General features: G+C 64.7%; 27 protein-coding genes and 1 pseudogene. 9 read left to right on the top strand and 19 right to left on the bottom strand.

All coding sequences use genetic code 11. The features are described from left to right. Positions 1-619: pseudogene (locus MXAZACID_RS19405) on the top strand (acyl-[ACP]--phospholipid O-acyltransferase); the annotation flags it as partial. Between the two features lie 35 nt (positions 620-654). Here MXAZACID_RS19405 and MXAZACID_RS13455 read toward each other — a convergent pair. The 5 genes from MXAZACID_RS13455 to MXAZACID_RS20185 form a co-directional block, all read right to left on the bottom strand. Then, the gene (locus tag MXAZACID_RS13455; protein WP_008494978.1) at positions 655-1,299 is read right to left on the bottom strand and encodes a CoA transferase subunit B; all 645 of its coding nucleotides are present in this window, start codon (positions 1,297-1,299) and stop codon (positions 655-657) included. Positions 1,300-1,302: 3 nt separating this feature from the next. Further along, entirely contained in the window at positions 1,303-2,013 is a 711-nt protein-coding gene (locus MXAZACID_RS13450) for a CoA transferase subunit A (RefSeq protein ID WP_008494977.1), read from the bottom strand. Between the two features lie 98 nt (positions 2,014-2,111). After that, a complete protein-coding gene (locus tag MXAZACID_RS13445) occupies positions 2,112-3,284 on the bottom strand; it encodes an acetyl-CoA C-acetyltransferase (RefSeq protein WP_008494976.1) in 1,173 nt (390 codons plus the stop codon). Positions 3,285-3,322: 38 nt separating this feature from the next. After that, positions 3,323-4,309, bottom strand: coding sequence for an alpha/beta fold hydrolase (locus tag MXAZACID_RS13440; RefSeq protein ID WP_008494974.1), 987 nt, complete (start codon positions 4,307-4,309; stop codon positions 3,323-3,325). Positions 4,310-4,340: 31 nt separating this feature from the next. Continuing rightward, complete coding sequence (locus tag MXAZACID_RS20185) at positions 4,341-4,652, bottom strand: hypothetical protein (protein ID WP_008494973.1); 312 nt, start codon at positions 4,650-4,652, stop codon at positions 4,341-4,343. 157 nt (positions 4,653-4,809) lie between these two features. Here MXAZACID_RS20185 and phaR point away from each other — a divergent pair, with 157 nt between their 5' ends. Together phaR and MXAZACID_RS13430 are read left to right on the top strand one after the other, a co-directional pair. Beyond that, positions 4,810-5,385, top strand: a complete 576-nt coding sequence (phaR, locus tag MXAZACID_RS13435; RefSeq protein ID WP_008494972.1) for a polyhydroxyalkanoate synthesis repressor PhaR — start codon at positions 4,810-4,812, stop codon at positions 5,383-5,385. 59 nt (positions 5,386-5,444) lie between these two features. Continuing rightward, positions 5,445-6,071, top strand: coding sequence for an ankyrin repeat domain-containing protein (locus MXAZACID_RS13430; protein ID WP_144052800.1), 627 nt, complete (start codon positions 5,445-5,447; stop codon positions 6,069-6,071). 137 nt (positions 6,072-6,208) lie between these two features. Here MXAZACID_RS13430 and mltG read toward each other — a convergent pair whose 3' ends face one another. The 5 genes from mltG to fabD form a co-directional block, all read right to left on the bottom strand. Next, positions 6,209-7,177, bottom strand: a complete 969-nt coding sequence (gene mltG, locus MXAZACID_RS13425; protein WP_008494970.1) for an endolytic transglycosylase MltG — start codon at positions 7,175-7,177, stop codon at positions 6,209-6,211. A 6-nt stretch (positions 7,178-7,183) separates the two neighbouring features. After that, entirely contained in the window at positions 7,184-8,446 is a 1,263-nt protein-coding gene (gene fabF, locus MXAZACID_RS13420; RefSeq protein ID WP_008494969.1) for a beta-ketoacyl-ACP synthase II, read from the bottom strand. Positions 8,447-8,485: 39 nt separating this feature from the next. Then, entirely contained in the window at positions 8,486-8,725 is a 240-nt protein-coding gene (locus MXAZACID_RS13415; RefSeq protein ID WP_008494968.1) for an acyl carrier protein, read from the bottom strand. A 132-nt stretch (positions 8,726-8,857) separates the two neighbouring features. Beyond that, a complete protein-coding gene (gene fabG, locus MXAZACID_RS13410) occupies positions 8,858-9,595 on the bottom strand; it encodes a 3-oxoacyl-[acyl-carrier-protein] reductase (protein WP_008494966.1) in 738 nt (245 codons plus the stop codon). Beyond that, the gene (gene fabD, locus MXAZACID_RS13405) at positions 9,596-10,552 is read right to left on the bottom strand and encodes an ACP S-malonyltransferase (protein ID WP_008494965.1); all 957 of its coding nucleotides are present in this window, start codon (positions 10,550-10,552) and stop codon (positions 9,596-9,598) included. It abuts the gene before it with no gap. Positions 10,553-10,735: 183 nt separating this feature from the next. On the opposite strand from fabD, the gene MXAZACID_RS13400 reads away from it, so the two are divergent. Beyond that, complete coding sequence (locus tag MXAZACID_RS13400; protein ID WP_008494964.1) at positions 10,736-11,008, top strand: GCG_CRPN prefix-to-repeats domain-containing protein; 273 nt, start codon at positions 10,736-10,738, stop codon at positions 11,006-11,008. Positions 11,009-11,048: 40 nt separating this feature from the next. Here MXAZACID_RS13400 and MXAZACID_RS13395 read toward each other — a convergent pair whose 3' ends face one another. Next, positions 11,049-11,447, bottom strand: coding sequence for a DUF1489 family protein (locus tag MXAZACID_RS13395; protein WP_256378783.1), 399 nt, complete (start codon positions 11,445-11,447; stop codon positions 11,049-11,051). Positions 11,448-11,467: 20 nt separating this feature from the next. Next, positions 11,468-12,487 (bottom strand): ketol-acid reductoisomerase, encoded by a 1,020-nt coding sequence (ilvC, locus tag MXAZACID_RS13390; RefSeq protein WP_008494962.1) that lies wholly within the window; start codon positions 12,485-12,487, stop codon positions 11,468-11,470. Between the two features lie 211 nt (positions 12,488-12,698). Between ilvC and MXAZACID_RS13385 the strand changes: the two genes are divergently transcribed. Further along, positions 12,699-13,781: a hypothetical protein gene (locus tag MXAZACID_RS13385; RefSeq protein WP_008494960.1), complete on the top strand. Its 1,083-nt coding sequence runs from the start codon at positions 12,699-12,701 to the stop codon at positions 13,779-13,781. A 145-nt stretch (positions 13,782-13,926) separates the two neighbouring features. Here MXAZACID_RS13385 and MXAZACID_RS17930 read toward each other — a convergent pair whose 3' ends face one another. Then, a complete protein-coding gene (locus MXAZACID_RS17930; RefSeq protein WP_168118438.1) occupies positions 13,927-15,129 on the bottom strand; it encodes a hypothetical protein in 1,203 nt (400 codons plus the stop codon). Between the two features lie 42 nt (positions 15,130-15,171). Here MXAZACID_RS17930 and MXAZACID_RS19790 point away from each other — a divergent pair, with 42 nt between their 5' ends. Continuing rightward, positions 15,172-15,636 carry a hypothetical protein gene (locus tag MXAZACID_RS19790; RefSeq protein WP_205619809.1) on the top strand — a complete coding sequence of 155 codons (465 nt, stop codon included), beginning with the start codon at positions 15,172-15,174 and terminating at the stop codon, positions 15,634-15,636. Here the strand turns inward: MXAZACID_RS19790 and ppc are convergent. Both ppc and acs read right to left on the bottom strand, forming a co-directional pair. Continuing rightward, the gene (ppc, locus tag MXAZACID_RS13375) at positions 15,534-18,326 is read right to left on the bottom strand and encodes a phosphoenolpyruvate carboxylase (protein ID WP_039885382.1); all 2,793 of its coding nucleotides are present in this window, start codon (positions 18,324-18,326) and stop codon (positions 15,534-15,536) included. The two genes, MXAZACID_RS19790 and ppc, sit on opposite strands and share 103 nt — an antisense overlap. 129 nt (positions 18,327-18,455) lie before the next feature. After that, the gene (gene acs, locus MXAZACID_RS13370; RefSeq protein WP_008494956.1) at positions 18,456-20,402 is read right to left on the bottom strand and encodes an acetate--CoA ligase; all 1,947 of its coding nucleotides are present in this window, start codon (positions 20,400-20,402) and stop codon (positions 18,456-18,458) included. Positions 20,403-20,708: 306 nt separating this feature from the next. Here acs and MXAZACID_RS13365 point away from each other — a divergent pair, with 306 nt between their 5' ends. Further along, positions 20,709-20,912, top strand: coding sequence for a cold-shock protein (locus tag MXAZACID_RS13365; protein WP_008494955.1), 204 nt, complete (start codon positions 20,709-20,711; stop codon positions 20,910-20,912). 47 nt (positions 20,913-20,959) lie between these two features. On the opposite strand, the gene MXAZACID_RS13360 is transcribed toward MXAZACID_RS13365, so the two are convergent. Next, positions 20,960-21,601 (bottom strand): class II aldolase/adducin family protein, encoded by a 642-nt coding sequence (locus MXAZACID_RS13360; RefSeq protein WP_008494954.1) that lies wholly within the window; start codon positions 21,599-21,601, stop codon positions 20,960-20,962. Further along, complete coding sequence (locus MXAZACID_RS13355) at positions 21,598-22,485, bottom strand: hypothetical protein (RefSeq protein ID WP_008494953.1); 888 nt, start codon at positions 22,483-22,485, stop codon at positions 21,598-21,600. The genes MXAZACID_RS13360 and MXAZACID_RS13355 overlap by 4 nt, the downstream gene beginning before the upstream one ends. A 91-nt stretch (positions 22,486-22,576) precedes the next feature. On the opposite strand from MXAZACID_RS13355, the gene MXAZACID_RS13350 reads away from it, so the two are divergent. Both MXAZACID_RS13350 and MXAZACID_RS13345 read left to right on the top strand, forming a co-directional pair. Beyond that, positions 22,577-23,146, top strand: a complete 570-nt coding sequence (locus MXAZACID_RS13350; protein ID WP_008494952.1) for a polysaccharide biosynthesis/export family protein — start codon at positions 22,577-22,579, stop codon at positions 23,144-23,146. Then, entirely contained in the window at positions 23,130-24,314 is a 1,185-nt protein-coding gene (locus tag MXAZACID_RS13345) for an MFS transporter (RefSeq protein WP_008494951.1), read from the top strand. The genes MXAZACID_RS13350 and MXAZACID_RS13345 overlap by 17 nt, the downstream gene beginning before the upstream one ends. Here the strand turns inward: MXAZACID_RS13345 and MXAZACID_RS13340 are convergent, their stop codons facing one another. Both MXAZACID_RS13340 and MXAZACID_RS13335 read right to left on the bottom strand, forming a co-directional pair. After that, a complete protein-coding gene (locus MXAZACID_RS13340; RefSeq protein ID WP_008494950.1) occupies positions 24,315-24,809 on the bottom strand; it encodes a cupin domain-containing protein in 495 nt (164 codons plus the stop codon). A gap of 59 nt (positions 24,810-24,868) precedes the next feature. After that, on the bottom strand, positions 24,869-26,194 hold the full coding sequence (locus MXAZACID_RS13335; RefSeq protein WP_008494949.1) for a dihydroorotase: 1,326 nt from the start codon (positions 26,192-26,194) through the stop codon (positions 24,869-24,871). Positions 26,195-26,197 lie beyond the last annotated feature (3 nt).

Here is a 26,197-nt window from a genome sequence, read left to right as displayed (position 1 = left end):
CCTGCTGCGCGAGGCCTCGCGCATCCGCCCGGTCTGGTTCGCCTGCTGGGGCATTTCCTGGTTCTGGGCGCTGGGGGCCAGCGTGCTGGCGGCCTTCCCGGTGCTGGCCCGCACCCGGCTGCTGGCGGATGCGCATGTGGTGACGCTGCTGCTGGGCATCTTCGCCATTGGGGTGGGGGTGGGCGCGCTGCTGGCGGCGCGCTTTGTGCACACAACGCGGCCGCTGCGGCTGGTGCTGCCAGCGGGGCTGGGCTTGAGCCTGTTCATCGCGGATTTCGCCAAGTGCAGCGGCCACATCGTCGCGCCGGACATCGCCGCCCTGCTGGGGCAGTTTGCCGGCTGGCATCTGCTGCTGGATCTGGCCGCCCTGGCGCTCTGTGGCGGGCTGTTCTCCGTGCCCTTCTACGTGCTGCTGCAAACCGCGAGCCCGGCGGCGGCACGCGCACGCATGGTGAGCGCCAATAATATGCTGAACGCGGCAGCGACCTTGGCAGCGGGCGGGCTGGAGGCGCTGGCTTATGCGAAGGGGGTGGGGTCGGGGACGATTTTGCTCGTGACCGCCCTACTCAATCTGCTGGTTATGGTCTGGATTTGGCGGAAAGAGGCGGGAACTTTTTGAAAAAAGTTCCCGCACCCTCAAAAACTTTTGAAACTTTAGGCTAAAGCCACGGCGAAGTCGGCTTCGGTTTTTGCTTTGATCTCTTCAACCGTGACATCCGGCGCGTGTTCGATCAGCACCAGGCCGGGCCTCTCGCCCTTCCTCACCTCGAACACGCCGAGATCGGTGATGATCTTGCTCACCACCCCCTTGCCGGTCAAAGGCAGAGAACATTCCTTCAGAATCTTCGCCTCGCCCTTGGCGGTATGCTCCATCAGCACCACCACGCGCGATACGCCGGCGACGAGATCCATCGCCCCGCCCATGCCCTTCACCATCTTGCCCGGCACCATCCAATTGGCGAGATCGCCAGTCTCCGCCACCTGCAGCGCGCCGAGAATGGAAATATCGATGTGCCCGCCACGGATCATGCCAAAGCTCTGGGCGGAATCGAAAAAGCTGGTGGTCGGCAGCGCGGTCACTGTCTGCTTGCCGGCATTGATCAGATCCGCATCCTCCTCGCCCTCATAAGGGAACGGCCCCATGCCCAGCATGCCGTTCTCGGATTGCAGCTGGATGGTCATGCCCTCGGGAATATGGTTGGCGACCAGCGTGGGAATGCCGATGCCGAGATTCACATAGAACCCGTCTTCAAGTTCGGCGGCGGCCTTGGCGGCCATGTCGTCGCGGCTCCAGGGCATGGATCAACCCTCCTTCTTGCGCACGGTGCGCTGTTCGATGCGTTTTTCGATGGTGGCGGGCTTCACGATCTTCTTCACGAAGATGCCGGGCGTGATGATGTGATCCGGGTCGATCTGCCCCGGCTCGACGATCTCCTCAACCTCGGCCACGGTGAATTTCGACGCCGTCGCCATGATCGGATTGAAATTGCGCGCCGTCTTGCGATAGACGAGATTGCCCTCGGTATCCGCTTTCCAGGCGTGCACGATGGAGAGATCCGCGAACAACCCGGTTTCCATCACGTAATGGCGGCCGTTGAATTCCCGGGTTTCCTTGCCCTCGGCGATCTGCGTGCCATAGCCGGTGGCGGTGAAGAAGGCCGGAATCCCTGCCCCGCCGGCACGGATGCGCTCGGCCAGCGTGCCTTGCGGGTTGAATTCGATCTCCAGCTCCCCGGCAAGGAATTGCTTGGCGAAAGTGGCGTTCTCACCGACATAGGATGAGATCATCTTCCGGATCTGGCGCGTCTCCAGCAGAATGCCGAGCCCGGCGCCATCGATACCGGCATTGTTGGAAATCACGGTGAGATCCTTCACCCCGGACTCCCGGATCGCCTCGATCAATGTCTGCGGAATGCCGCACAGGCCGAACCCGCCGGACATGATCGTCATACCGTCGAACAACTTGCCCTTCAGGGCCTCCACGGCATTGGGAGAGACTTTGCTGACCGCCATGTTTCCTCGCTTCGCTTGCGTGCCTCGTAAAAGGTAAGATGGCACGAGACATTAAAAAACCCCAGGCCTTGGCCTGGGGTTTGATATTTTCGAAAAGCCTAGCGCTCGACGCACATGGCGACACCCATGCCGCCGCCGATGCACAAAGTCGCCAGACCCTTCTTGGCATCGCGGCGCTTCATCTCATGCAGCAGCGTGGTGAGGATGCGCGCGCCCGACGCGCCGATCGGATGGCCGATGGCGATGGCGCCGCCATTCACATTCACCTTCGCCGGGTCGAGACCCAGCTCCTTGTTCACCGCCGCCGCCTGCGCCGCGAAGGCCTCGTTGGCTTCGATCAGGTCGAGATCGCCAACCTTCCAGCCGGCGCGCTCCAGCGCTTTCTTGGAGGAGGGGATCGGCCCGGAGCCCATCAGCGCCGGGTCCACGCCGGCGGTAGCGAAGCTGGCGATGCGCGCCAGCGGGGTGAGGCCGCGCGCCGCGGCTTCCTTGGCACTCATCACCACCAGAGCGGCAGCACCGTCATTGATGCCAGAGGCATTGCCGGCGGTGACGGTGCCGTCCTTGGTGAAAGCGGGGCGCAGCTTGGCCATGGTCTCGGCGGAGGCGTCGTGACGGATATATTCGTCATTCTCGACCACCACCTCGCCCTTGCGCGAGCTCAGCGTCACCGGGGCGATCTCGTCCTTGAACTTGCCGGCCTTCTGCGCCGCGGCGGCCTTCTGCTGCGAGCCCAAAGCCAGCGCGTCCTGCTCGTCGCGGGTGATCTGCCAATGCTTGGCGACGTTCTCGGCGGTGATGCCCATGTGATAGCCGTTGAAGGCGTCCCACAGACCGTCCTTGATCATGGTGTCGATGAAGCTCATATCGCCCATCTTCTGCCCGGCGCGCAGATAGGCGGCATGGGTGGAGAGGCTCATGCTCTCCTGGCCGCCGGCGATGACGATCTTGCTCTCGCCGGAGGCGATCTGCTGGGCCGCCAGCGCCACGGCGCGCAGGCCCGAGCCGCAGACCTGGTTGATGCCGAAGGCGGTCTTGCTGTCCGGAATGCCGGCGGCGCGGGCGGCCTGGCGGGCGGGGTTCTGGCCCTGGGCGGCGGTCAACACCTGGCCCAGGATCGCCTCATCGATATCTTCAGGGGAGAGGCCAGCCTGGGCGATGGCGGCCTTCAGCGCGACGGTGCCCAGCACATGCGCCGGGGTGGTGGCGAAGGCGCCATTGAAGCTGCCAACCGGGGTACGCGCCGCGGAGACGATGACGATATCTTCCATGTCCTGGTTTCCTTTTATCAGTCTCGTAGTCGTTGCACTCACGATAGACCGAGCACCCAATCCGCGAAAGGCCGCCAAAGCGACGTTTGCGCATGGGTGCCGGCCACCATGCCGATATGCCCTGCCTGCGGCTCGATCACCGTGACATGGCGCAAACGCGCCGCCAAAGCCCGGGCCGAGCTGGCGGGCACCAGCCGGTCCCGCGCCGGAATGGCGCAGAAGGCGGGCATCTCCAGCCGGGCCGGGTCCACCGCCAGCCCGGCCACCCGCCATTGCCCGCGCGCCGTGGCATTGGCGCCGTACCAGCCGGAGAGTGCCTCGCGCGCCACCGGGGCGGCCAGCGGCACGCCATCGGCCAGCCAATCCTCCATCGCCACGAAGCGCCGGGCGCGCGCGCTGGCTTTGTCCTGCCCGGCGAAATCCCGGTATTTCTCGCCCACCCCGAACGGATCGACCATGGCGAACATCGTATTCAGCGCGTCGATCGGCAAAGTGCCGGAAAACTGCATCGTCGCTTCCATGAAGGGCACCATCTCGGCGACACGCCGCGCGGTATCCGCATCCTCGGCGTGAAAATCCCAGGGTGTGGCGAGCAGCGCCAGCGCCTTCACCCTGGCCGGGACGCGCAAGGCGGCGGCCAGGGCCAGCAGCCCGCCCATGCAATAGCCGGCCAGCACCACCGGCCCCTCCAGCGCCGCCAGGGCGCGTTCCAGCCGGCCGGCGATGTAATCGGTGAGGGAGAAGCGCCGCTCCACCTCGCCCGGCCAGCCCCAATCCAGCAGATAAGGATGCAGCCCTTGCCCGCTCAGCCAGCGCAGCATCGAGGCGTTTTCCATCAGATCGAGAATATAGGCGCGGTTGATCAGGCTGGGGACGAACAGCACCTTGGTGCCCTCCCCGCCATAATCCAGCACCCGGCTCTCGCCTTCCTCCCAGATCGCCGGCGGGTCGCGCATCTCGCGCACATAGCCATCCCGGCGATAAGCGGCGATGCCGGCAATCAGCGCCTTGTCCTGGCGCAGCATCTCCCGGAACAAAGCTTCAACCGCCTGCGGGTCAGCCAGCGTCTCGCCGGTCGAGAAGCTGGGCCAGACGCTGTTCAAGTTCAGCGACGCGGCGGCTGAGCCGCTCGACCTCATCCAGGCCAGGCCCAGATGCAGCAGCAGCGGGCGCGGGCCGCACCGGCTGAGCGGGGCGGGAGCTTCCGGGCGGGGGCTCATGCGGCATCAGCGCCGCGGCGGCGGCCGCCGCCTGCGCCCAGAGCGCCAAGGTTGCGGCCCAGCACTCGCGCAATTCGCGGTCCGCCGCCATCGCGGTCAGCTCGCTCTGCCAGACGGCCACGAAGTCCTTGGCCAATGTCTCGTCCATGCGCCATGAAATCCCTGCCGGTGCTCCTGCCCCTTGTAACCCGGCCCCGGCACATTCGCCAGGAATGCCATGCAAGGCCAGCCTGTGCAGCGCACAAATTTCGTGTTTTTATGGTCTGGTACATTGTCTCATCACGAATCGGGATGGAAGAAAAACCATGAATGAAACGGTCCAGTCCACGCCGCAGCCCGTCATCGTCAAGAAATACGCCAACCGGCGGCTCTACAACACCGAGAGCTCCAGCTACATCACCCTGGAAAACCTTGCCGAAATGGTGCGCAATAACCGCGATTTCGTGGTCTATGACGCCAAATCCGGGGATGACATCACCCGCTCGGTGCTGACCCAGATCATCGTCGAGGAAGAGGGCAAGGGCAACGCGCTGCTGCCCACCACCTTCCTGCGCCAGCTCATCGGCGTCTACGGCACCGAGATGCCGGGGCTGATGCCGAAATATCTGGAGCAGGCGATGGCCAATTTCATGCGCCAGCAGGAAAGCGTGCGCGAGACCGTGACCAAGACCTTCGGCCCGTTCATGCCGCCGGGGGTTGAGGATATGGGCCGGCGCAACATGGCGATGATGGAGCGGGCGATGACGCTGTTCTCGCCCTTCTACGGCAATGAGGCGAAGCCGGAGGCGCCGCAGGACAGCCAGGAAGAGATCGCCAGCCTGCGCGCCGAGGTGGAGCGGCTGCAAAGCGAGCTGGCGGCGCTGAAGGCAAAACAGAAGTAATCCGCCGCGCCCTGCATGCGCATGGACGCCATCCTGCGCATGCAGTACAGAGCATGGCCATGAAACGTGCTCATTCCCTTGCCTTGGGCTTTACCCTTTGCGTCTTCGCGCCACCCGCCTTCGCGCAAATGGCCGGCGGCTTGGGCTCTGGCATGAGCATGGGCGGCGCCGGCGGCGCGCCTGCCCCGAAAATGGAGCCGCGCGCACCCCAGATCGCCCCGAGCGGCCTGCCGGGCGTGGGCAATATGGCCCCGCCCTCCACCGGGCCGCAGCTGAAGGCGCCCATCGGCGGCGACCCGACGCAGGAGCTGTTCACCGCCATCAGCAAGAATGATTACGGCTCCGCGCAGGACGCGATCAGCCGTGGCGCGCAGCTTTCCGCTAAGAACCAGTTCGGCGAGACGCCGATCGATATGTCGATCGCGCTGAACCGCAACGCCATCACCTTCATGCTGCTGGGCAGCCGCAACGAGATCGCGGCGCAGGGGGGCAGCGGCACCATGGGTAAGCCCTGGACGCTGAACAACGCCCCAGCCGCCCCGGCAAAGGGCAGCAAGCAGGCGAAATCCCATAAGCAGGCCCCGATGCAACCGGCCAAGGCCAGCCCCGCGCCGCATTACGGCAATGCCGGCACCGGCACGCCTGACCCGCAGGCCGGGTTCCTGGGCTTCGGGCCGAAGGGCTGACCAAAAAAAAGCGGCACCAAAAAACTTTTGCGAATTTTAGAGCAATATGTGTTTGGGTTGACGCGCCAGCGTCAGGATAAGCATATGAAATTGCTCGCTAAAACAAAACTAGAGCCTCAAGCTAAAAGCTTGAGGCTCTAGCGGTTTTGGTTCCAGAGATGTTGGATGTTGTCCAGCTGCTGTTTCAGCCCGGTTGAAAACACCGAGCGGCCGGTGCCATCCTTGGCGGCGATGAAATAGAGCGCATTACTCCGCGCCGGATGCAGCACCGCCTGCAGCGCCGCCTCCCCCGGATTGCAAATCGGCCCGGGCGGCAGGCCCTGGACAACATAGGTATTGTAGGGCGAATCCAGCGCCAGATCCGCCTTGGTGATGCCGGTCCCGCCCGATTGCTTGCCGTCCGTGGCCGCATAGATCACCGTCGGGTCCGCCTGCAGCTTCATCCCCGCCTTCAGCCGGTTCTCATACACCGCCGCGATCATCGGCATGTCGCTCTCCAGCGGCGTCTCCTGCTGGACGATGGAGGCCAGGATCACCGCCTGGGCCGGACTGTCCAGCGGCACGGCAGGGTCGCGCCCCGCCCACAGGCTGGCGAGCTTGCCCTGCATCGCCGCCTCGGCCCGGGCCAGAATGGTATGGCGTGGCGTGTCATAGACATAATCATAGGTCTGCGGCAGCACCGCCCCCTCGGCCGGCGGCGCCACATGGCCCGTGGCCACCGGCAGAGCATTGAGGATATCGGCGATCTGGCTGCCGGTCAGCCCTTCCGGGATGGTGGCCTGGTGCTGCACCTCGGCGCCATGGCGCAGAATATCCAGGATCTGATGCAGGCTGGCATGCTGGGGGAAGAGATATTCGCCCGTCCGCAACGGCCCTTGGCCGCGGGTGAACCAGGCGGCGGCGCGGAAGATCAGCTTATAGTCGATCACCCCGGCCTTCGCCAGGGTGGAGGCGACCTGTTGGGTGCCGCCGGGCGGCACCATCAGGATCAGATCCGAGCGCCCGGCACCCGGGCCGTCATAACTCTCGTGAACCGCCATCCGCCCCGCATTGATCGCGGTCAGCAGAACCAGCAGGACGAGAAAGAGACGGCCCCGCCAGCGCAAGATGGATCAGTTGGCCCGCTTGAACAGGATGGAGGCGTTGGTGCCGCCAAAGCCGAAGCTGTTGGACAAGGCCACGTCAATCTTGCGCTCCTGCGCAGTCAGCGGCACGCGGTTGACCACGGACTCACGGCTCGGATTATGCAGGTTCAGCGTCGGCGGGGCGATATTGTCGCGGATCGCCAGGATCGAGAAGATCGTCTCCACCGCCCCGGCGGCGCCGAGCAGATGCCCGATCGCGGATTTGGTGGAGGACATCGCGACCTTCTTGCCATGCGCGCCGAACATGTTCTCGACCGCTTCCAGCTCCAGATCGTCGCCCATCGGGGTCGAGGTGCCGTGCGCGTTGATATAGTCGACATCTTCCGGAGACAGGCCGCCATTCTTGAAGGCCGCCTTCATCGCGCGGAAGGCGCCGTCATGATGCTCGGCCGGCGCGGTGATGTGATGCGCATCGCCGGACATGCCATAGCCGCCGATCTCAGCGTAGATCTTCGCACCGCGCGCCTTGGCGTGCTCGTATTCTTCCAGCACCACCACGCCGGCACCCTCGCCCATCACGAAGCCGTCGCGGTCCTTGTCCCAGGGGCGGGAGCCTTCGGTCGGGCGGTCGTTGAAGCCGGTGGACAGCGCGCGCGAGGCACAGAACCCGGCAATGCCGAGCGGGTTCACCGCGGCTTCGGCGCCGCCGGCCACCATCACATCCGCATCGCCATAAGCGATCAGACGCGAGGCATCGCCGATGGCATGCACGCCGGTGGCGCAGGCCGTCACCGCCGAATGGTTCGGACCCTTGAGCCCGTAGCGGATGGAGACCTGGCCGGAGATCAGGTTGATCAGAGCCGCCGGGATGAAGAAGGGGGAGACGCGCTTGGCGCGGCCTTCATGCACCATCACCGAGGTCTCATAGATGGTCTGCAGACCACCGATCCCGGAGCCGATCATCACGCCGGCGCGGTATTTCTCTTCCTCGGTCTCCGGCACATAGCCGGAATCGGCCATCGCCTGGGCCGCCGCCACCATGCCATGGTGGATGAAGCGGTCCATCTTCTTCACTTCCTTGGCCGGAATCCATTCCGCCAGATCGAGACCGCCCTCGGCGCTCGGCCCCGCCGGGACCTGCCCGGCGATTTTCGCCGTCAGCTCCGTGGTGTCGAAGGATTGGATGGCTGAAATGCCGGATTCACCGTTAATCAACCTCTTCCAGACATGTTCGACCCCCACCCCAAGCGGGCAGACGATCCCCATACCTGTTACGACAACACGGCGCATGCGAACTCCTTGGACGGCTTTAGGGAAGCGAAAAGGGCCTTATTCGGCCTTCTGCTTCTCGATATAGTCGATCGCGTCCTTGACGGTGGTGATCTTCTCGGCGGCATCCTCGGGGATTTCCACGCCGAAGGCTTCCTCGAACGCCATCACCAGCTCGACCGTGTCCAGCGAGTCAGCGCCCAGATCGTCGATGAAGGAAGCTTCCGGGGTCACCTTGGCTTCGTCCACGCCGAGATGCTCGACAACAATCTTCTTAACCTTGTCGGCGATTTCGCTCATCGAAATATCACTTTCCTGCTGGGTTGGCTTTGCCCCGGAACGGATTTGCGGCCGCCACCGGGTCAGATTTGTTAAAAACGTCAGACAAGGCGGCGCTTAGCATGGTTTTTCACGCGCCGCCAAGCCAGGGGATCAGGACATTGCCATGCCGCCATTCACATGCAGCGTGGTGCCGGTCACCCAGCCCGCCTCTTCCGAGGCCAGATAGAGCACGGCGGCGGCGATATCCTTCGGCGCGCCGAGCCGGCCGAGCGGGATTTTACCTGATAGATCAGCGCGCTGCGCCTCGTTCAGCGCATCGGTCATCGGGGTTTCGATGAAGCCGGGGGCGACGAGGTTCACGGTGATCCCGCGCGAGGCGACTTCCTGCGCCAGGGACTTGGTCAGGCCGATCAGGCCGGCCTTGGCCGAGCAGTAATTTGCCTGGCCGGGATTGCCGGTGGTGCCCACGATGGAGCCGATATTGATGACGCGCCCGGCCTTGCGGCGGAGCATGAATTTCAACGCGGCGCGGGAGAGGCGGAAGGGCGCGGCGAGATCGACATTGATCACCTTCTCCCAATCCGCGTCCGACATGCGCAGCACCAGCCCGTCCTTGGTCAGGCCGGCATTGTTCACCAGAATATCGACCTTGCCCATCGCGGCTTCCGCGTCGGCGATCAGCCTCGCGGCTTCCTCGGCCACCGAGAGATCCGCCGGGAGCACATGCACGCGCTCGGCCAGCTCGGCGGCGAGCGTGTCCAGCGCCTCACGGCGGGTGCCCGACAGCGCGACGACAGCGCCTTGCGCATGCAGCGCCCGGGCGATTTCCGCGCCGATACCGCCGGAGGCGCCGGTGACGAGGGCGGTTTTACCAGTCAGATCAAACATTTACAGAACCTTCAGCACAGCTTCGATATCGGCGGGGCTGCCCACCGGGGTGGCGCTGGCCTCCGGGGCGATGCGCTTCACCAGCCCGGAGAGCACCTTGCCGGCGCCGATTTCGTAGAAATTGGTCACGCCGAGCTTCACCATCTCCTCCACGCTTTCGCGCCAGCGCACGGTGGCGGTGACCTGCTCGACCAGCAGATCGCGGATCTGGCTGGGGTCGCTGGCCTTGGCGGCGGTGACATTGGCGATGATCGGCAGCACCGGGGCATGCGGCGGGGCGTTGGCGAAGGCTTCCGCCATCGCATCCGCCGCCGGGGCCATCAGCGCGCAATGGAAGGGGGCGGAGACCGGCAGCAGCATGGCGCGCTTCACCCCCTTGGCCTTGGAAATCTCGATGGCGCGTTCCACCGCCGCCTTATGGCCGGAAATCACCACCTGGCCGCCGCCATTATCATTGGCGCAGGCGACAGTTTCGCGGCCATTCGGGCCATCCTCGGCCTCGGCGCAGATCTCGCGGGCCAGCTCCATCTCTACCCCCAGCAGCGCCGCCATGGCGCCCAGCCCGGGGCCGACCGCTTTCTGCATCGCCTGGCCGCGCAATTTGAGCAAGCGCGCCGCCTCGGCCACCGAGAACGCGTCCACCGCCGCCAGGGCGCTGTACTCGCCCAGGCTGTGCCCGGCGGCGACGATGATCTTTTCGTTGAGCTTCAGCCCGCCTTCCTGCTGCAACACCCGCAGCACGGCGAGCGAAACCGCCATCAAGGCCGGCTGCGCATTCTCGGTCAGGGTCAGCTCATCGGCGGGGCCTTCGAACATCAGCTTGGAGAGCTTCTGCTTCAGCACCTCGTCCACTTCCTCGAACACATGCCGGGCGGGGGCGAAGGATGCGGCCAGATCCCGGCCCATGCCGACAGCCTGGCTGCCCTGACCGGGGAAGATAAAGGCGTTTACCGCCATTCGTCAGACTCCTTTGGTTCCCGGCGCACCTAGCATGGCTCAGGCGAGACGCAAAATTTCGCCGTTCCCCGCCACCACCGGCGCTCTCCGTTTTGTAACAAGACGCTTAGCCCCGGCGCATCGTGCCGCCACATTCTCCGGCTTATGTACCAAGGCGTTCCGCGTTCCACTGACGAGGTACAGATGAAAAAATTACTCACGAGCGTTTGCGCCCTGGGCCTGTTATGCGGCACCGCCGCTGCGGCGAGCGCCGCGCAAGGCTGCGGCCCCGGCTGGCACCGCGACCCTTACGGGCATTGCCGCCCGAACCGCCCGCCACCGCCGCGTGGCCCCGGCGTGGTGGTGGTGCCGCCCGGCCTGGTGATCGGCCATTATTATAACGGCCATGGCTATTGGGATGGGCACCGCTACTGGCGACATCGCCGCTGGCACCATAATGGCTGGGCCTATTACTAAGCTTGAATGAGAAACGCCGCCCGTGGGGCGGCGTTTGCGTTTACAGCAACGCGAGAGCGGCCAGCGCCCGGCGCATCGAATCCGGCATCTCCTCCGCCCCCTTGCCCATGGCGGCAAGATCGGCCGGGGCGTCCTTGGGGTCGAGATAGCGCCAGCCCTGGAAGGCGCGCATCGCCCGGCCCTCAACGCGAATCAGCTCCGGGTGCAGCACCAGCGCGGCGCAGGCGCTGCCATCCGCCTCGGTGTCGGACAGAATATCCAGCACAAGCTGGCGCACCATGATGACGCCGTTCACCACCCAATAGAGCGAGCCGCCATCCAGGATCTCGTCCCGCCGCTTGGGCATATGGCGGGTGAAATGACGTAACGGCGGCATCTCTGCCGCCGTTTTCTTCTGCCAGGCGGCCAGGTGCGAAACATCCTTCGCCCCCGCCGCCAGCTTGATCAGATGAACCGTGATTAGTTCTTAGCCTTATCGACCAGCGCGCCCTTGGAGATCCAGGGCATCATGCCGCGCAGCTTCGCACCCACTTCCTCGATCGGGTGGGCGGCGTTGCGGGCGCGCACGGCCTTGAAGCTGGCCTGGTGCACCTTGTTCTCCAGCATCCAGTCGCGGGTGAAGCGGCCGGTCTGGATGTCTTCCAGCACCTTCTTCATCTCGGCCTTGGTCTCGGCGGTGATGATGCGCGGGCCGGTGACATATTCACCATACTCGGCGGTGTTGGAGATCGAGTAGTTCATGTTGGCGATGCCGCCCTCATAGATCAGGTCGACGATCAGCTTCACCTCGTGCAGGCACTCGAAATAGGCCATCTCCGGGGCGTAGCCGGCCTCGACCAGCGTCTCGAAACCGGCGCGGATCAGCTCGACCAGGCCGCCGCAGAGCACGGCCTGCTCGCCGAACAGATCGGTCTCGCATTCTTCCTTGAAGGTGGTCTCGATGATGCCACCCTTGCCGCCGCCATTCGCGGAGGCATAGGACAAAGCGATCTCGAAGGCGTTGCCGGACGGGTTCTGCGCCACGGCCACCAGGGTCGGCACGCCGCCGCCCTTCAGATACTCACCGCGCACGGTATGGCCGGGGCCCTTCGGGGCGACCATGAACACGTCGATATCCTTGCGCGGGTCGATCAGGTTGAAATGCACATTCAGGCCGTGGGCGAAGGCGATGGCGGCACCCTCGCGCAGGTTCGGGGCCAGATCCTTGTAGTACAAATCAGCCTGGCCCTCATCCGGGGTCAGCACCATCACCACATCGGCCCATTTCGCGCACTCGGCCGGGCTCATCACCTTCAGCCCCGCACCTTCCGCCTTGGCAACGCCGGCGGAGCCAGCGCGCAGACCGATGGCGAGTTCCTTGACGCCGGAATCCTTCAGGTTCAGCGCATGGGCATGGCCCTGGCTGCCATAGCCGATGATGGCGACCTTCTTGCTCTTGATCAGATTAACGTCGGCATCCCGGTCGTAATAAACGCGCATGTCTAGGGTTCCTGGTTGGTCTTGGAAAATACTGGCGGCTCACCTAGCGCGTTATGACGGCCCTGTCACCCGCCTTCCGGCTGATTTCCGGCATGCCAGCCTCCCACCACGCGCAATGTTATTTCCATCAGAGGCCACATTGTGGAATTTTTGGACTATTGCCTGCGAGCTGGCGCGCTCTTTTAATGCTTCGCAACGATCAGAGGTCTCCATGGCAGATACACCCGCGCCTTTCACCTTGCATTACCGGGCCGGTTTCGCCACCGCCATGCTCGCCTGCGGATTGCTGATGACGCTGGGCGGCGTTTTCATCGTCATCGGCAGCCTCGTGCTGTTCCGCCCGGCGGCGATTTTCGCGGGCATCTTCATGGCCATTGGCGGCATCAGGTTGCTGCGGCGCTATGCCGGGGCGTTCCGGCGCCGCAATGCCGCCTTCGACGTCACGCCGGAGGGGATCAGCTTCCTCGGCCCCCAGGGCTATCACATCAGATGGAGCGATGTTCTGGGGCTGCATGTCTGCCGGCGCCGGGGTAAAGCCTATGCCATCTATATCTACCTCTCGGAAAATCCCTCCAGCGCGCTGTTCATCGGCGATACCGACCCCCGCGCCGCCCTGTTCACCGCGCATCGCGCGGAATCTCCCCACCAGCTGCATCTGCGGCTGTCGCATTTCAACCTGCCGGGCGGCGGCGAGATTGAGGCCGCCTTCCGCGCTCTGGCGCCCCGCAATGGCGCGTTTCCGCCTCCCGCAAAAATTCTGAATGGGCATTTTTCTGAGCTGAACTGGATGCTGCTCGGCACCGCGCTTAGCCTCATCTTCACCACGACCATGTTTGCGATTCTGTATGGAGACGTGTCCAACGGCACGCTTGCCTTGGTCTGCGGGCTGATGCTGGCGCCAATTTTGTTCGCCTGGGGCCTGGGGCAGCTGCGTCGGCGTTCGCCCAACTGGGCCACCCCCCGGCTCATCGCCTATAATGGCATGCTCTATGTGCCGGCAGCCCCGCTGGGGGCGGTGAAATTGTCGGACATCATCAATGTCCGACGGAAGATGGGGATGCTGATGCTGTATTTCGCAACCTGCCAGGAGCGGGTGCGAGATTACCAGTTCAACACACTCGGCCTGTTCGCGCAGATCCGCATCACCACACAGGGCAACACACGCGCCGCCCTGGCGGCCTATTTTACCGCGCTGCATCTTTGGGAGACCGGGAAAACGTTGAACTACAAGAAAATCCGGGCGGAACAGAAACAACGCCGCCAGGATATGAAACGGCGCACCCAGCGCAGCTAGAGCAATATATGTTGAGGTTGACGCGTCAGCGTCAAGACAAACAAATGAAATTGCTCGGTAAAACAAAACCTAGAGCCTCAAGCCAAAAGCTTGAGGCTCTAGGCATGCCAACCCGCGACCCTGAAATGCCGCCCCGTTGAGCCGGTCAGCGATCCTCCTCCCTGACCAAGGCCACCCCTTTATCGCGCAGCGCCCTCAACAGCCGTTGGGACGGGCGGCTATTCTCTAGACCGCTGATACGGGTGAGATTGGGTAGCAACGCCAGATCCTCTATCGCCTTGGCACTGACCGCGATCGGCTCGTCCCCCGATCCGGGATCCCAAAACGGAAAAAGCTGCGCCATCACCCGCGCGCCGCCATCCAGCCCACTCGATTGGTGCAGCGTTTCAACACAGGCCAGGGCGTCCTCAGGGATCGGCAAATTTTTGAAATAGCGCGCCACCTCGGGGATGATCGCGTAGCCATCCTCCTCCACTGAAATCTCGCGCTTGGTATATTCGGCCGCGAAGGACGCGAGATCGAAAACCGGCAGCAGGCGCTTCTGGCGATACATCAGCTCCTCGATTACCAGCAACTTCAGACCAAAATCCCGGAAGCGGTTTTCGGCGGGCGCGGGCATCGGGAAGCGCTTGGGGCGGCGCGCCCAGGCGTCCGCCTCACCCAGCAATGTCTGGAGTTCGGGCCTGCACTTGGCAGGAAGTTTGGCGCAAATCGTTTTCACCGCCCGGCGCGCGGCGGTTGAAACCGCCAGCGCCTGCACGCCGGCATCGTGCCGGCGGCGCGCCCATTCCGTAAAATCGGTTTCGACCAGATGGCGTTCGGCTTCAGACTGGCGCAGAAACCTTGTTTCGATGTTCGATTCCGCCGCCGGTGGAGCGCGATCTTTCCCGACGTTCAGCCGGTGGATTGCCACGGCGATATCACGGTCCAGCGCCTCCAGTCTTTCGGCTTGCGACACCGGGCGGATATTCAGCGGCTCCAGCACTGCGGTTTCGATAAACAAGCGCAGCCGATCCTGCGGCCACGACCCGGCATCGTGCAAAACAGCCTTCAAAATCTCGGCATTTTGTATCCTGAGCGGCGTCGTGAACGGTGTTTGGCCCAGCATCTCGTCAAAAAAATCGCCTATGGGGCCGCTGTGCCCTTGCCCGCGCTCAAGCAGATAAAAGCGAATCAGGTCCACCACGGACTCGACATAGCGCGGATGCGCTTCCAGGAGATGGGACAACGGACGATCGCTGCGATCAGGGAAGGCGCGGTAAAATCGTGGCAGCAAGGCAGCAACCTCTCCGAAGATCGGGTCGCGCTCATAATCAAGCGGCCGGCGCCAATAATACAGCTCGAACATCGCCGCCAGCACATCGCTCCAACACCCCGTCCGTGTCCTGAGATGGACAGCGCTGATCAGCTCATCCGGCCGGTCCAGCCCGGCGGTGAGCAGGGCGAGATGCTCGGCATGGATGGCGGCGAGCCCGGCGCTGGCCCGGGCCTTGGCGCCATGGCTGGGGAAGCGCGCCAGACCGCAGAAGCTGATAACGAATTTATACGCATCCAGCCCCGTGAACCCGATTGCGGCAGGCGCCGCGCCAAACCAGCCGCGCAGCGTGTCCATATAAAGACGATAAAGGTCCGGGACGACGCTTTCGTCCTCGCCGGCCAATATGGACCAGCGAGTCTCGATCTCGTGCAGCCCGTCAAAATCATCCGGCGATACGGCGCGCAGCTGCTCGAGGCTGGCGGCAAGCTGCGCATTCATCCGCTATTGCGCAACGCCGCCGCGGCGCCGTTGATGGAGATATGCACGCCGCGGCGGATGCGCTCGGAGGCTTCGCCATCCTCGCTCTGCTCGCGATAGCGGCGCATCATCTCCACCTGCACATGGTTCAGCGGGTCCAGATAAGGGAAGCGGTTGAGCACCGAGCGGCGCATCACCGGGTTGCGGTCGAGCAGCGCCGTCTGGCCGGTGATCTCCAGCAGATAGGCCCGGGTGCGCTCATATTCGGCGATGATGCGCGGGAAGATGCGCGCGCGCAGCTCCTCATCCTGCACCAGGGCGGCGTAGCGCGCGGCGATGCCCATATCCGCCTTCGCCAGCACCATGTCCATGTTGGAGAGCAGCGTGGAAAACACCGGCCAGTCGCGGAACATGGCCTGCAGCAGCGCCATCCCCGCCTCGCGCCCGCGCGCCGCCAGCAGCCGCTCCACCGCGCTGCCGAACCCGTACCAGCCAGGCAGCATGATGCGGCATTGCGCCCAGGAAAACACCCAGGGAATCGCCCGCAGATCCTCGATCGAGCGGCTCTTGCTGCGGCTCGCCGGACGGCTGCCGAGATTGAGCGCGGCGATTTCCGAAATCACCGTCGATTGCCAGAAATAATCCTCGAAGCCCTCGGTCTCGTAGACCAGATTGCGGTAGGCGGAAAACGCATTGTCGGAAAGCTCGCCGAGCGCGCCGACGAAATCCTCCTGCGGCGGCGCCGCCACCGCCTGGTCGGCGGTGGCCACCAGCGTCGCCGCCAGGATCACTTCCAGATTACGCCGACCAACTTCCGCATTGCCGTATTTGGCGGCGATCACCTCGCCCTGCTCCGTCAGGCGGATCTGCCCCTGCACCGCGCCGGCAGGCTGCGCCAGAATCGCCTGGTAGGACGGCCCGCCGCCGCGCCCGACCGAGCCGCCGCGGCCATGAAACAGCCTGATGCGCACGCCATGTTTGGCAAATACCTCAACCAGCCCGACCTCGGCGCGGTACAGCTCCCAGCCGGAGGTGACAAAGCCGCCATCCTTGTTGCTGTCCGAATAGCCGAGCATCACCTCCTGCACATCGCCGCGCCCGGCCAGCAGCCGGCGATAGGCCGGGGCGGCGAACAAGGTTTCCATGATCGCCGGGGCGGCGCGCAGATCCTCGATGGTTTCGAACAGCGGCACCAGATTCACATCCAGCGCCCCCTCCGCCGGGCGCAGCAGCCCGGCTTCCTTCAGCAGCACCGCCAGCTCCAGCATGTCCGACAGGCCATCGGTCTTGGAGATGATCATGGTGCGGATGCAGCGCTTGCCGTAACGCAGATGCGAGGCCCGCGCCTCATCGAAAATCGCCAGCTCCTTGGCGGTGAGCGCGCTGTAAGCGACATGGCGGGAGACCAGCGGGCGGGCGGTCTCCAGCTCCTTCAACAAAATCCCGATGCGGCCCTGCTCGTCCAGCGCCAGATAATCGGTGCCGGGCTGGGCGATGGCCAGCAGCTCCGCCACCACTTTCTCATGCACATCGGAATTCTGCCGCAGATCCAGCGGTGCGAGCGTCCAACCGAAGGCCTTGGCCGCGCGCAGCAGCGCGCCCAGCCGCCCTTGCGTGGCCAGCACCCCGGCGCCATGGCGCTCCAGCGAGCGCGCCACCACCAGCAGATCCGCGATGAAATCCTCCACCTGCGGATAAGGCTGCGCCTGCACCCCGCGCACGGAAGCGGAGATGGAGCCGGTATGCTCGCGGCCCAGCAGCGCTTCATAAGTGGCGGCCAGCCGCGCCTGCACATTCGCCAGCGCCAGCCGGTAGGGCTCATCGGCGCGGTGCTCGGATTGATCCGGGGAGTTGTCGGCCAGGGCGCGCAGCTCCGGGGTCACGTCGACCAGCAACATGGCGAAAGAGAGTTCCTGGCGCAAAATCCGCGCCTCGGCGATGTAATGGGTCAGTGCCTTGTCGGCCTGGGTGGCCAAAGTCTGGCGCAACACGTTGGCATCCACGAACGGGTTGCCGTCACGGTCGCCGCCGATCCAGGTGCCGACTTCCAGGAAGGCCGGCAACTCCGCCAGCCCGGCCCCGGTGGCGCGCTCCACCGCCGCATAAAGCTTCGGCACCTCGGCGAAGAAGGTGGCATCGAAGAAGGTCAACGCGTTGGCGACTTCGTCCAGCACCGAGAGCTTGGACATGCGCAGCATCCGCGTCTGCCACAGCGTGAGCACCCGGGCGCGCAAGGCGGCCTCGATCTCGGCGCGTTCCCCCAGCGTATCCGCCAGCCGGTCGCGCCGGGTCAGCAGCCCGGCGATCGCGTCCAGGCAATCCAGGATGGAGCGGCGCTGCACTTCCGTCGGGTGCGCGGTGAGCACCGGAACGATATAGGCGCCGCCGAAAAATTCCTTCAGCCGGGCTTCGTCATAGCCATGCGCGCGGGCCTGGTTCAGCCCGCCGGCCAGTGAATCCTCACGCGGGCCGGCGCCGGCGATCAGATGCGCGCGCCAGCGGCGTGTATGGTGATGATCCTCGGCGATATTGGCGAGGATGGAGAAATAGCCGAAGGCACGGGTGACACGGTTGATCTCGGCATCGGAGAGCCCGGCCAGAATCTGCTCCAGCTCCGCCTGGGCGGATTTATCCTCGTCGCGATGATAGCGCACGGCGAGCTGGCGGATGGTCTCGATCAGCCCGTAGCTCGCCGGGCCGTCAATGGCGCGGATGGTATCGCCGAGGATGCGCCCGAGCAGGCGAATATCCTCACGCAGGGCCTCATCGAGGGACTCAGAACGGTGCTTTTGCACTTCAGACGTATCCATGCGCGTATCAAACGCGCTTATCACATTCACGCAAGCATTTTTTGCAGCGCAACAAAAAGCCGCTCCCCAGGGGAGCGGCCTCTTTCACGCCGAATCGTATGTATACTGATTAAAACATCCGTATACCGGTCAGGCCGCGCTCTTCTGCGCGCGGTTTTCCACCAGATCCGCGACCACGCCGGGATCGGCGAGGGTCGAGGTATCGCCCAGGCTCTCGGTCTCATCGGCGGCGATCTTGCGCAGAATGCGGCGCATGATCTTGCCCGAGCGGGTCTTCGGCAGGCCCGGCGCCCACTGGATCACATCCGGCGCCGCGATTGGCCCGATCTCCTTGCGCACCCAGGCGATGAGATCCTTGCGCAGCGTCTCGGTCGGCTCCACATCCGCCACCAGCGTGACATAGGCGTAAATGCCCTGGCCCTTGATGTCGTGCGGGTAGCCGACCACAGCGGCCTCGGCCACCGCCTCATGCGCCACCAGCGCGGATTCGACCTCGGCCGTGCCCATGCGGTGACCGGAGACATTGATCACGTCATCGACGCGCCCGGTGATCCAGTAATAGCCGTCCGTATCGCGCCGGGCGCCGTCGCCGGTGAAATACAGCCCCTTGAAGGTGGAGAAATAGGTCTGCACGAAGCGCTCATGGTCGCCATAGACGCTACGCATCTGCCCCGGCCAGCTATCGGCGATGCAGAGATTGCCCTCGGTGGCGCCGGTCAACTCCTTGCCCTCGCCATCGACGATCAGCGGCTTCACCCCGGGCAGCGGCCTGGCAGCGGAGCCGGGCTTCAGGGCGATGGCGCCTTCCAGCGGCGTCATCAGCACGCCGCCGGTCTCGGTCTGCCACCAGGTATCGACGATCGGGCAGCGATCCTCGCCGACCACGTGATAATACCAGCGCCAGGCTTCCGGGTTGATCGGCTCGCCGACCGAGCCCAGCAGGCGCAGCGATTTGCGGGAGGATTTTTTCACCGGCTCTTCGCCGTCACGCATCAGCGCGCGGATGGCGGTGGGGGCGGTGTAGAAGATATTGACCTGGTGCTTGTCGATCACCTCCCAGAAGCGCGAGACGCTGGGGTAATTCGGGACGCCCTCGAACATCAAAGTGGTCGCGCCATTCGCCAGCGGGCCGTAGACGATATAGGTGTGGCCAGTGACCCAGCCGACATCGGCGGTGCACCAGAACACCTCGCCCGGGCGGTAATCGAACACATATTCATGGGTGTAGCTGGCCCAGACCATATAGCCGCCGGTGGTGTGCAGCACGCCCTTCGGCTTGCCGGTGGAGCCGGAGGTGTAGAGGATGAAAAGCGGGTCTTCCGCGTTCATCTCCACCGCCTGATGGGTGGGCGACGCCTTCGCGGTTTCTTCCTCGTAGGAGAGATCGCGGCCGGGCTGCATCGCCACATCGGCCCCGGTGATCTTCACCACCACGACACTCTTCACGCTCGGGCAGCTCTTCAGCGCCTCATCCGCATTCACTTTCAGCGCCACCTTGCGGCCACCGCGGCGGCCCTCATCGGCGGTGATCAGCGCCACCGAGCCGCAATCCTGGATGCGGCTCGCCAGGCTGTCCGGCGAGAAGCCGCCAAACACCACGGAATGGATCGCGCCGATGCGCGCGCAGGCGAGCAGCGCGACGGCGGCTTCCACCACCATCGGCAGGTAAATCGTAACGACATCGCCCTTCTTGATGCCCTGGGCGGTGAGCACATTGGCCAGCCGGCAGACCTGCTCATGCAGCTCGCGATACGTGACCTTCTTGGACTGGGACGGGTCATCGCCTTCCCAGATGATCGCCACCGCATCGCCGCGCTCGGCCAGATGCCGGTCCAGGCAGTTGGCGCTGGCGTTCAGCGTGCCATCCTCGAACCATTTGATCGAGACATTGCCTTCGAAGCTAGTATTCTTGATCTTGGTCGGCGGCTTCATCCAGGAAATGCGCTTGCATTCCTCGGCCCAGAACGCCTCGGGGTTGCTGGCCGCCGCGTTGGTCATCTGCTCGAAACGGGCGGCATTGATCAGGGTTTTGGCTTCGACTTCCGGCTTCACCGGAATGATATCGGCATCGGACATGTCGGCGCTCCTCCTCCTTGTTTTTGTATGGGCGTTTTATCACAAACTTCCAGCGTCCGCGCCATCCATGATCCGTTCTGGCGCATTTCGTTACAACCAGAGGCGGCCATGGCCCACGGTTTCTGCAATGCTGCCCCGCAAGATCGTTGACAAAACTTCATGTTTCTGTGCCTGCTTGGCACGGCAATCGACTTTGGACTTGACTTCGGCTCCCGCGCGCCCGCTGCTGGACGCAGACAAGGCAGACCACGGTTGTCCCGGCCAGTTTGGCCGGGCTGGTGAAACGTTTGAGGAGCGACGAAGACTATGCCGATCGGTACTGTGAAATGGTTCAATACGACCAAGGGTTTTGGGTTCATCGTGCCGCAGGATGGCGGCAAGGACGTGTTCGTGCACATCACCGCCGTGCAGTCCGCCGGCCTGCGTGGCCTGAATGAGGGCCAGAAGGTCAGCTTCGACATCACCAAGGAGCGCGGCAAGGATGCCGCTGTGAACATCAAAGCGGTCTAAGCCAGCCTGATTCGCGTCAACGCCGCCCTTCGGGCGGCGTTTTTGTATCATGCCCCCGTGTTCGGCCGATAGGCGGTGGCGAACTGATCAAGCGCGTCCTGGATCTCCTGATCCGAGAGCAATACCGGCCCGCCCGCCTGCAGGGACAGCAGATAGTGCTGGGCCAGCACCTCCAGCTCGCTCGCCGCGCCCAGCGCCGCCTCCACATCCCGGCCCACCGCCAGCGCGCCGTGATTGGCCATCAGGCAGGCCCGCCGCCCCGCCAATGCGCGCAGCACCGCCTCTGACAATGCCGCCGTGCCGAACAGCGCGTAATCCGCGCAGCGCACATCGCCGCCGCCGAAGCGTGTGACCATGTAATGGCAGGGCGGAATCGCCCGGCGCGCCATCGAGAGCGCGGTGCAATAGGGCGCGTGGTGATGCACCACCCCGCCCACCTCCGGGCGGGAGAGATAGATATCCAGATGAAAACGCCATTCGGAGGAGGGGCGGAAGCGGCCTTCAAAGCTGCCATCCGGGCGCAGCAGCGGGATCATCTCCGGCGTCAGATCCTCATACGGCACCGCCGAGGGGGTGATGAGAATCCCGCCCTGCGTGCGCAGCGAGACATTGCCGGACGTCCCCGCCGCCAGACCGCGCGCCGCCATCTCCCGCGCCGCACGGATCAGCGCCTGCGCCTGCGCACTCACGAGGCGGGGGCGAGATGCAGGGTGGGGGAGATTTTCAGCGCGGCGCCGGTCCAGCGCAACGCCAGCGTGGCCTTGCTGACCGGCGCGGTGGCGAAATGCCCGGCGGCACAAGCACTCTTGGCATCCTTGGCGCTGACATAGCTCAGCGTCGCGCTGGCGCCGTCTTCCGCCGGGGCGAGGCCGTCGATCCCCAGCGCCACCGCCTCGCCGTCCGCAAGCCCCTGGCAATTGGCGTTGGGGGCCATGGTGCCGCGCAGATCGCGCGCCGCCAGCACCGCCGGCTTCTCACCGCCCGGCGGCGGCAGGGAGAGCAGCGAAAGCCGGCTATCCGCCTCGCCCTGCGCCTCGTCGGTATAGAGGCAGACGAATTTCGCCCGCCCGGTCGGGGCCAGCGAGACGCAATGCTCCGCCTGCCCGCCCGGATACCAGCCTTTCAGTTTCCAATGATCCGCATCGCGGACGAACAGGATGCCGCCGCCGAAACTATTCACATGCGGCTCGAAGCTGCCGGCATAGGTCACATAGGCCTCATCCGCCGTGGCGCTGGTGAGATGGCCGATGACAACGCTCTTCAACGTGATGCCCAGCCCCAGCCCGGCGCCGCCATAATCCTGGGCGGGATAACCCGGCAGGCTGGCGCATTGATGCGCATAGCCGCCCCCGGCCCCGCTGGCGCCGCCGCAGACCAAGGGCAGGAACGCCGCCTGCTCGGCGGCGCTCAAGGCGCGCGGATCGTGGTTCTGCGCCGCGACCGGGGGGACGGGCGCCTGGGTGGAGCCGCCCTGCACAGCGCTGCCGCCGGGCTGGTTTTGGTGCGGCAGGAACAGGAACAGCCCGGCTGCAATGATCACGACCAGGGAAAACAGAGCGGCGAGGCGCTTCATCAAAAACTCCGGATTCGGTCCAATCACCGCTTTGCCGGGTTTCCCGGCTTCGGTAAACAGGAAGTAACTTAAGCTTTTGGAAAGGAAGCCGATGGTGCTGCGGCGTGGTCTGCTTGCTGCGTTCCCCGCTCTGCTCTCCGGCTGCGCCAGCTGGCAGGCGCCGGGCTTCCATTTGCCCAGGCTGCCCCCCGCCCCGCCCGGCCCCTACCGGCTTGGCCCCGGCGATGCGCTGAATTTGCGGGTGTTCGACCAGGCGCAGATGTCCGGCAGCTATCATGTCGATGATGGTGGCAATATCGACCTGCCCTTGCTGGGGCTGGTGCAGGCCGGGGGCTTGAGCACCGACGCGCTGGCCAAGAGCATCGCCAGCCAGCTGCAGGCGCGCCAGCTCATCCTGCACCCCTCGGTGGCGGTGGAGATCGCCACCTACCGGCCCTTCTACACGCTGGGCGAGGTCACCACCCCCGGCCCCTACCCATACCGCCCGGGCATGACAGTCCTGACCGCGATTTCCATTGCCGGCGGGTTCACTTACCGGGCCGAGACAGCCTATGTGGGAGTGACGCGCACGATTGGCAGCAAGGCTGCCCAATATCGGGCGCCGACCACAGCAATGGTTCTGCCGGGTGATGTCATCACAGTCTTTGAGCGCCGCTTCTGAGCCGACCAGCGGGGGCATCCCCCGCACCACCGCGCTCGCCCTGGTCGTCGCCGGCTATGTGACCTTCGTGAATATGTGGTGCACCCAGGCGATCCTGCCGGTGCTGGCGCAAAGCCTGCATGTCTCGCCGGCGCTGACCGGCTACACCGTCACCGCCCCGCTGATCGCCACCGCCGCGATGGCGCCGCTGATCGGCATGCTCTCGGACCGGTTCGGCCGGCGCGTCTTCATTCGCGGCGCGGCGCTGCTGCTGATCATCCCCACTTTGCTCGCCGCCACGGCCAGCTCGCTGCCGATGCTGATCGCCTGCCGGTTTCTGCAAGGGCTGCTGCTGCCCTTCATCTTCACCGTCACCATCGCCTATATCAGCGACGAGATGAGCCCGGCCAACGCGATGAAGATGGTGGGCATCTATACCTCCGGCACCATCACCGGCGGGTTTTCCGGGCGATTGATCGTCGGGTTCGTGACCGCGCTGACGCATAATTGGCGCATCGGGTTTCTGGTGATCGGGCTGATCACGCTGGTGGCGGCGCTGATCATCACCTTCCTGCTGCCGCGGGAGACGCGCTTCAAACCCACCACCGGCGTGGCGGGGGCGCTGGCCTCCTTTCCCAACCATCTCTCCAACAAACGGCTGCTCGGCACCTATGCGGTCGGGTTCGGGGTGCTGTTCTCGCTGGTCAGCGTCTTCACTTTCATCAATTTCCGCCTCGCCGAGGCGCCCTATCATATGGGCCCGGCGGCGCTGGGGGCGATTTTCGTGGTCTATCTCGGCGGCGTGGCGGCAAGCCCGGTGGCCGGGCGGCTGGGCGCGAAGATGAACCGGCAATGGCTGATGGCGGGCTGCACCGGGCTGATCCTGCTCGGTCTGGCGCTGACTTTGGCCAGCCCGCTCTGGATGATCGCGCTCGGGCTGCTGCTGATCTGCTTCGGGGTGTTCCCGCAGCAGACGCTGGCGACCGGCTTCATCGGCATCGCCGCGCGGGGGGCAAAATCCACCGCCGTCGGGCTATATGTGACCGCCTATTATATCGGCGGCAGTTTCGGCGGGATCATCCCCGCCGCCGCCTGGCACAGCGCCGGCTGGATCGGCTGCGCCGCCATAACCGCCCTGGTGCAGTTGCTGATGCTGGGCTTCGCCTGGAAGAGCTGGAAAACCGCCTGATCAGCCTGGGGCCTTGTGAGTGGGATCGACCCAATAGACCGATTCCGGCTTTTCCACCGGCTCGATACTGTCGATATTCACCACCACCGCCTCATTGTCCGAGCGCACCAGCACGCATTGCAGCACCTGCTCGGGGTCGGCATTGATCTCCTGGTGCGGCACGTAAGGCGGCACATAGATGAAATCCCCCGGCCCGGCCTCGGCGACGAATTCCAGACTCTCACCCCAGCGCATCCGGGCCTTGCCGGAGACGACATAGATCACGCTCTCCAGAGCGCCGTGATGATGCACGCCGGTCTTGGCGTTAGGATCGATGGCGACGGTGCCGGCCCAGAGGCGCTGCGCCCCGACGCGGGCCTGGTTGATCGCGGCCTGGCGAAACATGCCGGGGGTCTGGGCGGTGTTGGCGTCCAGCCGGTCGCCTTTGATGACGCGCACACCATCATGCTTCCAGCGCGGCTCTTGGTCATGGTCGTGGGTATGATCCTGCGGCATCCCGCTCTCTCTTCGCTCTCCGTGAGGAGGATGCGGGATGCCGGGCGGTTTGAAAACCCTCAGCTCCGAAAGCGCACGGCCTGGCCCTGCGGCTCGCCGGTCACCTGGCCTTCATACATCACCACCTGGCCGCGGATGATGGTGGCCATCGGCCAGCCGGTGCAGGCGACGCCGTCAAACGGCGTCCAGCCGCATGGGCTGGCGATCCAGCTATTCTCGATGCTACGCCGAGCCTTCAGATCGACCACGGAGAAATCCGCGTCATTCCCGGTCACGATGCGGCCCTTGCCGACCGCGCCATAGATCCGCGCCGGGCCCTCGGACATCAGCTGCGCGAGGCGCAGCAGCGAGAGCCTTCCCTCATTCACCTGGGTCAGCATCAACGGCAGGCTGGTCTGCACGCCGGTGAGGCCGGCGGCGGTGGCGGGCCAGGGCTTTTCCTTGGCGGCGCGCGGATGCGGCGCGTGGTCCGAGCCGATATTATCCACCGTGCCATCGGCCACGGCTTCCCAGGCGGCATCCATATGGCGCTTGTCGCGCAGCGGCGGGTTCATCACCGCATAGGGGCCAAGCCGCTCATACACATCCGGCGCGCATTGCAGCAGATGATTCACCAGCACCTCGCAGCCCACCAGATCCTTATGCGCCTTCAGGAAGGCGAATTCCTCGGCGGTGGAGACGTGCAGAATATGCGCCGGGCGGCCGGTGCGCTCGGCAATCGCGGTGATCCGGCGCGTGCCCTTGAAGGCGCATTCCTCATCGCGCCAGACATAATGGTCGCTATACGGCCCGCCGCCCTCAAACTGCGCCCGACGCGCCTGCAGCCGCTCCTCATCCTCGGAGTGGAAAGAGACGCGCCGGCGGCCCGAGCGCATCAGCCGCTCGATGCTTTCATCGTCGGAGACCAGCAGATTGCCGGTGGAGGAGCCGGCGAAGACCTTCATCGCGCACACACCGGGCAGGGTTTCCAGCGTGCCGGTCTCGTCCAGATTATCCATGGTGGCGCCGGCGAACAGGCCCATATCGCACCAGGCATGGCCAGCGATGTAATCATGCTTGGCGGTCAGGCTCGCAACATCCACACCCGCCGGGTTGGTGTTGGGCATGTCGAAACAAGCGGTTACCCCGCCCAGCACCGCGCCCAGCGAGCCCGAACGCATATCCTCAACGCCCTCGACCCCGCCCTTGCCGCCATCGCGGAAATGCACATGCGGGTCGATGACACCCGGCAGCACATGCAGCCCGGCGGCGTTGAAGCGCGCCGCCGACGCCCCGAGATTTTTACCGATGCCGGCGATCTTGCCGTCTTTCACGGCGATATCGGCGCTGGCCTCGCCCCAGGGGAGGACGACAATGCCGTTTTCCAGGATCAGATCATAGCTCATGGC

The organism is Acidocella sp. MX-AZ02 (assembly GCF_000306035.1).
Taxonomy (GTDB): domain Bacteria; phylum Pseudomonadota; class Alphaproteobacteria; order Acetobacterales; family Acetobacteraceae; genus Acidocella; species Acidocella facilis.
The sequence above is the reverse complement of the archived record's forward strand: the minus strand, read 5'-3'. Positions and strand labels throughout refer to the sequence as shown.

What these genes read in the sequence shown, in the direction of transcription:
- MXAZACID_RS13445 (WP_008494976.1), bottom strand. Translation starts at nt 3,284, where the DNA reads ATGGAAGATATCGTCATCGTCTCCGCGGCGCGTACCCCGGTTGGCAGC.
- MXAZACID_RS13340 (WP_008494950.1), bottom strand. Translation starts at nt 24,809, where the DNA reads ATGCCGCAGGATCATACCCACGACCATGACCAAGAGCCGCGCTGGAAG.
- MXAZACID_RS13355 (WP_008494953.1), bottom strand. Translation starts at nt 22,485, where the DNA reads ATGAAGCGCCTCGCCGCTCTGTTTTCCCTGGTCGTGATCATTGCAGCC.
- fabF (WP_008494969.1), bottom strand. Translation starts at nt 8,446, where the DNA reads ATGCGCCGTGTTGTCGTAACAGGTATGGGGATCGTCTGCCCGCTTGGG.
- fabG (WP_008494966.1), bottom strand. Translation starts at nt 9,595, where the DNA reads ATGTTTGATCTGACTGGTAAAACCGCCCTCGTCACCGGCGCCTCCGGC.
- MXAZACID_RS13440 (WP_008494974.1), bottom strand. Translation starts at nt 4,309, where the DNA reads ATGCTGCGCCAGGACAAGGCGCTGATTGCCGGCATCGCCGCTTATCGC.
- fabD (WP_008494965.1), bottom strand. Translation starts at nt 10,552, where the DNA reads ATGGCGGTAAACGCCTTTATCTTCCCCGGTCAGGGCAGCCAGGCTGTC.
- MXAZACID_RS20185 (WP_008494973.1), bottom strand. Translation starts at nt 4,652, where the DNA reads ATGGACGAGACATTGGCCAAGGACTTCGTGGCCGTCTGGCAGAGCGAG.
- MXAZACID_RS13400 (WP_008494964.1), top strand. Translation starts at nt 10,736, where the DNA reads ATGAAAAAATTACTCACGAGCGTTTGCGCCCTGGGCCTGTTATGCGGC.
- MXAZACID_RS13365 (WP_008494955.1), top strand. Translation starts at nt 20,709, where the DNA reads ATGCCGATCGGTACTGTGAAATGGTTCAATACGACCAAGGGTTTTGGG.
- MXAZACID_RS13385 (WP_008494960.1), top strand. Translation starts at nt 12,699, where the DNA reads ATGGCAGATACACCCGCGCCTTTCACCTTGCATTACCGGGCCGGTTTC.
- phaR (WP_008494972.1), top strand. Translation starts at nt 4,810, where the DNA reads ATGAATGAAACGGTCCAGTCCACGCCGCAGCCCGTCATCGTCAAGAAA.
- MXAZACID_RS13455 (WP_008494978.1), bottom strand. Translation starts at nt 1,299, where the DNA reads ATGCCCTGGAGCCGCGACGACATGGCCGCCAAGGCCGCCGCCGAACTT.
- MXAZACID_RS13450 (WP_008494977.1), bottom strand. Translation starts at nt 2,013, where the DNA reads ATGGCGGTCAGCAAAGTCTCTCCCAATGCCGTGGAGGCCCTGAAGGGC.
- MXAZACID_RS17930 (WP_168118438.1), bottom strand. Translation starts at nt 15,129, where the DNA reads ATGTTCGAGCTGTATTATTGGCGCCGGCCGCTTGATTATGAGCGCGAC.
- MXAZACID_RS19790 (WP_205619809.1), top strand. Translation starts at nt 15,172, where the DNA reads ATGGACAGCGCTGATCAGCTCATCCGGCCGGTCCAGCCCGGCGGTGAG.
- MXAZACID_RS13350 (WP_008494952.1), top strand. Translation starts at nt 22,577, where the DNA reads ATGGTGCTGCGGCGTGGTCTGCTTGCTGCGTTCCCCGCTCTGCTCTCC.
- ilvC (WP_008494962.1), bottom strand. Translation starts at nt 12,487, where the DNA reads ATGCGCGTTTATTACGACCGGGATGCCGACGTTAATCTGATCAAGAGC.
- acs (WP_008494956.1), bottom strand. Translation starts at nt 20,402, where the DNA reads ATGTCCGATGCCGATATCATTCCGGTGAAGCCGGAAGTCGAAGCCAAA.
- MXAZACID_RS13415 (WP_008494968.1), bottom strand. Translation starts at nt 8,725, where the DNA reads ATGAGCGAAATCGCCGACAAGGTTAAGAAGATTGTTGTCGAGCATCTC.
- ppc (WP_039885382.1), bottom strand. Translation starts at nt 18,326, where the DNA reads ATGGATACGTCTGAAGTGCAAAAGCACCGTTCTGAGTCCCTCGATGAG.
- MXAZACID_RS13335 (WP_008494949.1), bottom strand. Translation starts at nt 26,194, where the DNA reads ATGAGCTATGATCTGATCCTGGAAAACGGCATTGTCGTCCTCCCCTGG.
- MXAZACID_RS13430 (WP_144052800.1), top strand. Translation starts at nt 5,445, where the DNA reads ATGAAACGTGCTCATTCCCTTGCCTTGGGCTTTACCCTTTGCGTCTTC.